The organism is Candidatus Amarolinea aalborgensis (genome assembly GCF_900491745.1).
GTDB classification, from domain to species: domain Bacteria; phylum Chloroflexota; class Anaerolineae; order SSC4; family Amarolineaceae; genus Amarolinea; species Amarolinea aalborgensis.
On the sequence record NZ_UETR01000072.1, the window covers coordinates 1 to 4,913 of the forward strand.

3 protein-coding genes and 2 pseudogenes are annotated in these 4,913 nt (G+C 49.4%); 1 reads left to right on the plus strand and 4 read right to left on the minus strand.

Annotation, left to right across the window (positions count from 1 at the left end):
* Positions 1-247: 247 nt before the first annotated feature.
* Positions 248-592: pseudogene (locus ACPQ6D_RS23650) on the minus strand (DNA-methyltransferase); the annotation flags it as partial.
* Between the two features lie 162 nt (positions 593-754).
* Here ACPQ6D_RS23650 and ACPQ6D_RS23655 point away from each other — a divergent pair.
* Complete coding sequence (locus ACPQ6D_RS23655) at positions 755-1,825, plus strand: transposase (protein ID WP_423225457.1); 1,071 nt, start codon at positions 755-757, stop codon at positions 1,823-1,825.
* Positions 1,826-2,153: 328 nt separating this feature from the next.
* Here the strand turns inward: ACPQ6D_RS23655 and ACPQ6D_RS23660 are convergent.
* The 3 genes and pseudogenes from ACPQ6D_RS23660 to ACPQ6D_RS23670 form a co-directional block, all read right to left on the minus strand.
* Positions 2,154-2,717: pseudogene (locus ACPQ6D_RS23660) on the minus strand (DNA-methyltransferase); the annotation flags it as partial.
* 286 nt (positions 2,718-3,003) lie between these two features.
* Positions 3,004-3,747: a hypothetical protein gene (locus tag ACPQ6D_RS23665; protein ID WP_423226819.1), complete on the minus strand. Its 744-nt coding sequence runs from the start codon at positions 3,745-3,747 to the stop codon at positions 3,004-3,006.
* A 127-nt stretch (positions 3,748-3,874) separates the two neighbouring features.
* On the minus strand, positions 3,875-4,540 hold the full coding sequence (locus ACPQ6D_RS23670) for a hypothetical protein (protein ID WP_423226820.1): 666 nt from the start codon (positions 4,538-4,540) through the stop codon (positions 3,875-3,877).
* Positions 4,541-4,913 lie beyond the last annotated feature (373 nt).

The following is a 4,913-nucleotide window of genomic DNA, read 5'->3' on the forward strand; positions in this document are numbered from 1 at the left end:
AATCCCTCCTCTATCACCGCGCCGTTTTCTACGGTATACATCAAATTGGCATTTACTGGCCGAGTGATGTTGAAATTGCCATCTTCGCGGTATTGAAAGAAGCGATAATTGGATTCGTTTTGCGAAACGATCTCAGCCTGAATGCCATCCGTGAGAAAATCAAGATAACGCCGACAGAATTTGATGTAATCGGTCAACGAACGGAAATTTTCCTTGTTGGCGGCGATGCTGAGAAGTTCCGTGAGACTCATCGTATGCTTTCTCTGCGTTCAGCATTCTTTCTATCGAATTCTATCCACTCAGAGACGGGTTTCCTGCGAGCGTTGGCTATTCGTTTAACAGCCCACGCATTGTATTCGGCGTTGATATCGCACCCCATCCATTTCCGGCCTAGTTGTTCTGCTACGACCAGGGTGGTTCCTGAACCCGAAAAAGGATCTATGACTATTTGCCCATCATCCGAAGCCGCTAACACCAATTTTCTTAGCAACTCTTCTGGCTTTTGCGTGGGATGGGGCGTTTTTTCCTCCATTCCGTTGGAGGTCGTCGGGATTTCAATCACATCTTTTGGTTTTGCGCCTAGAGGATTGGGCGTTCATCCCCTGTCAGTTTTTTTTAATGAGTACAGATATAGCGTATTAAATTTGCGAACTATTTGTATTTTTTCCGACAGCAAGGTGTAGTCAAGGCACTCCAAAAGTGATACAGTAGATTGGAAACAATCGATCTGGCTTACCACCAAAAGGAGTGCCCGGTGAACAGTTTACAATTACATAGGCAGTTAGTGCAACAATTGACGGCGCTTGGGATGCCGGCGAGCAAACCGCAGATTGCGAATCTGGCTCTGCTGTGCCAGGCTTTGGCGGTTAGTCCCAACTGCCATTTGGCGACGTTGGCGTTGGGACTACCCTTGCCTGGTCAGCGAGAGAATCTCATCCAACGTGTGCGTCGCTTTCTCAAGAGCGAGCAGTTGGATCGGCGGGGATGCTACCGATCCTTGGTGCGCAACCTGTTTCAACATTGGACAGGTTGCGAAGTCAATCTGGTCATGGACCGCACCGATCTGGCGGATCGGTGGAGTGTGCTCACCTTGGGCGCCGCTTATCACAAGCGTCTGTTGCCGCTGGCTTGGCAAGTGATCCCCTTCGGCGCGACGAGTGCGGATGAACAGCTTGCCCTCATCAAGCGCGTGCAGCCCGATCTACCCCCTGCGCAACGGGTACATTTCTACGGGGATGCCGAGTTCCGAGCGGTGGCCCTGCAACAATACTGCCAGGATCAACACTGGCACTGGCAGGTCGGCTTGAAGTCCGATCTATACATCCAGACCATCGATGGTCTCTGGCAGCCATTACGCGACCTGAGTCTCACCGTTGGCGAGCGCCGCTACGTGCAAAAGGTGTACCTGACCAAAGAACATCACTTCGGCCCGGTCAACCTCATCGCCGATTGGTCTCCCAATCAGGAATCCCCGCGCTATTGGGCCTTGGATCAGTCGGCCGATGCGCACGCCTGGCGCCGCGGTCGCAAGCGTTTTTGGATTGAGCCTACTTTCCGCGACTGGAAAAGCTGCGGCTTTGATCTGGAAAACAGCCAACTTGATGACCCGGAGCGTTTGGATACGTTGTTGTTGGGCATGGCGACCACCGTGCTCTGGATGATCTATGTCGGCGAATGGCTCATCCGTCACAGACGCCAACAAGAACTCGCACCCGCCGATCAGTGCGACTACAGCATTTTTCGCTTGGGTCGTGACTACGTGCAACGCTGCCGAACCATGAACTGGCGCTTGCCAGTCGGTTTCGCCGTACAGCACCTTGTCTAACCAAGCCTGCGCACGCAACCGGCTGCGTTGGCTCAACTTGTTCTTTACTCCTGCGTAAGGAGCCCATTATTGTTCACGCAACAGCTACTGGTCATGATCGCCAACCACCTGACTCAACAGCCATTATGGGTCGCGAATACTCTGCATAAGACTTCGTCCCCTGGGCACCCCTCATGTATCTGGATAGTCAATCGTGTTTGGCAGCCTGCCCATTGAGCCGCACAGCCGCCATACTCCCCCTTTCCAGAGGCTTTCCTTGGCCCCTTTATTCTCACGCGTCCAGTTCCCGGTCTCTCCCCCTGTCATTTACAAAAGTGACAGGGGATGAAGGATTGGGCGTCCAGATCTCGGTTTGGCGTTTTCCATTTCCATATTGGCTTGTTGTTGCTTGTGGGTGAACAGGGTATTTGAGGGTGTGATTGCCGTAAGGGATACGAATGTCGTCAACCCTGAGCGCAAAAGCGGATGATTTCCGAAAATGCAAAATGCTTTCGTGCGAGCGCCCCCAGTCCTTGCCCAGGTTGGCTTTATTTCGATAACTCCAAATCAGCCAGTGGCTTGAATGAAAATAGCGAGAAGCAGGATGCTTAAGGTCAGCCAGAATTTCGGAAAAACCGCAGATGTACAAAGAGCCGGTATTTTTGAGGACGCGCGCAGCCTCTTTGATCCATCGAATAGACCATTCGATATAGGCCTCTTGACTTTCAAACGTATCCCACTCTGTCTTCTTGATGTTGTAGGGCGGGTCGGCAAAAACAAGGTCTACCGAATCGTTTGCAAGCGATTTTAGCCATTCTATCGAATCACCCAAGAATAGCTTGCCGTTTGGATGTTCGTAGTATAGCTGCACATCTGGGCTATCTTCACGCACAGGTAAAACCTGTCCTCTCATAGTGGTGAAGTCAAACAAGGGAGGCGGCAAAGTTGTTTGTTTTTTTATGGGCATTTTCAGAACCGTAACACCCCACTATCGAATCGTCATCAATGGCCAGTTTGGGAATCCGGCCTGCTGATTCACGCTTCCCCAGTGTTGATTGACCATCTCAGCCTACTCGCGATACAAACCAAACGCCGCCCGCGGCGCAAGTCACATTCTGCCTCATCCCCGCTTCCCACTTAACTGCCTGATAGCAAGGAGCGGCATTGTGTTTAGCGATTCTTGGGCGACCCATGGCCGGTTAGAACTCAAACCACATTGTAAGATGATACGTAGCTTCTTTTTGAGCATTCGACTGCACTATATTGTTGGCAGCAATGAACTCTCGCAGCGCTCGTTCGGAAGCATGGATTGTTTTCTGAGCAATAGTTTGCAGGAACAATGTAGCCTCGTTGAATCTGTCTTTTGTAATAGTGAGCGAGTCAAAAAAGACCCTACTTGTGCCAGGGCTTTTTGATGATTGTTGTGATGCATAGCTCGTGGTGTAAACGCCGCCATGATGCACAAGTAAGTGCCTATCGTTCAAAAGCTCGTTAAAACGAACTGTATCATCTTTGGAGAAAGGGGTCACGGCTAACATGCTCTGATAGAGGGAGTTTATCCGCTTAGGTGTTCCAAAATCATACTTCTGCCCGACAAAGCTACCAATAGTGTGCCTAGCCGCATCCCCAAAACGAAGAAAATCTGTTGCGTCAATGCTGACATCATGTCCATCTGCCTTCAGTCTAGCGAGCAATTGCGGACAGATATTGATTAGCGCGACAAAATGATCTTTGCTGAACGCCTCGAAGTATGAAATCAATCCTATGAAGCAAACGGAGAGTGTGTTTGTGTAATATTCGTCGTCTTTATCTAACACTGCCTTTTCGACAATCCTGTGCAAATTATGCACATGCATACTAAAGACTCCCCCTGCAGGGAAGCCACCCATATAGAAACTCTCCCAAGGTGGTTCGTTAGACATCTCGGTATTTTCACTATCCATCTGTAGTGTTCACTGAGGCGATGTTGGCCAGGCGCCGCCTAACGACAAATCTCACCTGTCGCGGTGAGTGGCGAGATGTTGAATCCTGAAAACGCATAATGCTGCTGAGGTCAGGTGCAGCGTTTGGTTAGCCCCCCGTATCTTTTGAAAATATCCTTATTCGTCTATTCTTGACTGACCTTGTTAAAGAGAAATAGAAGACTGGGCTGATAGCAACCAAAAGAAATGACCAAGCATTTCCGTAGACGCTGTACAAGTAGATTGATAACAGAACAAGGGCTCCTAAAATCTGTGAGTGATAGAAGTAACGTCTGACTCCCACCATCATGTGCGGGAAAGTTGCTTCTGTATCAAAAATGTACTTCCTGTCTTTCTGGCAAGTTGCCTTGCCGCCAAAATCGAGGACTGGAAATAGGTAACTCTTCTGGATGTCAGAACAGAATTCAGCAAAAGATATTTTCTGGTTTGTCCCAGGCAATATATATTCCTTCGACGACAAGAAAGACTCGATTTGTTGCCGTCTGGCCTTGTGTGAACTGTGCCATCTACCTATTCTTGCATCTATGTACAGGAATAAAATTGGTATGAATACGCTTATGACCAAGATATACAAATTGTTTGGGACAATCCCCTGCAATCCCAATCCTACTCCTGCCGCCGCAAGCCAAAGACTGATTGAGAGTTGCCGTACCTTCCATTCGGATTCTTCCAAAAACTCCATATGCGATTGTAGTTTCTGATACTCCAGTTTCAAGAATTCAACACGCTCTTTGATCATATCGTCGTTATTCATCGTACCTCCACAGCAAACAGGATGCTACTAATCTCAAAGTTGGTGGGCTAACTCATAATTGAACCGCACCTACGGTTGAAATCCGAGCTTCCCGGTTTCAGGCAACTACAAGCCCCACTACTTCTCCGGCTCCCCATCCCCCGCCGGCTCCGGTTGCCGCAGCCAGGCCTCAAGCTCCAAACGCAAGAGGCGCCATGTCTTTCCAACCTTACCCCAGGAAGTTCTCCTCACTCGAGACACGCATTCCAAAGCTCGGGAAAATACTCAGACGCCTTCCGTAAAATTCCATAGCGCATATCGTTAGGCGGTAGAGGCTCCAGTTGAAAACGCTGAGACGTCCAAATGGCCTTATCAACCAGTGGATAATACTTCA

Coding starts and splice junctions, on each gene's coding strand:
- ACPQ6D_RS23665 (WP_423226819.1), bottom strand. CDS start 3,747: ATGGATAGTGAAAATACCGAGATGTCTAACGAACCACCTTGGGAGAGT.
- ACPQ6D_RS23670 (WP_423226820.1), bottom strand. CDS start 4,540: ATGAATAACGACGATATGATCAAAGAGCGTGTTGAATTCTTGAAACTG.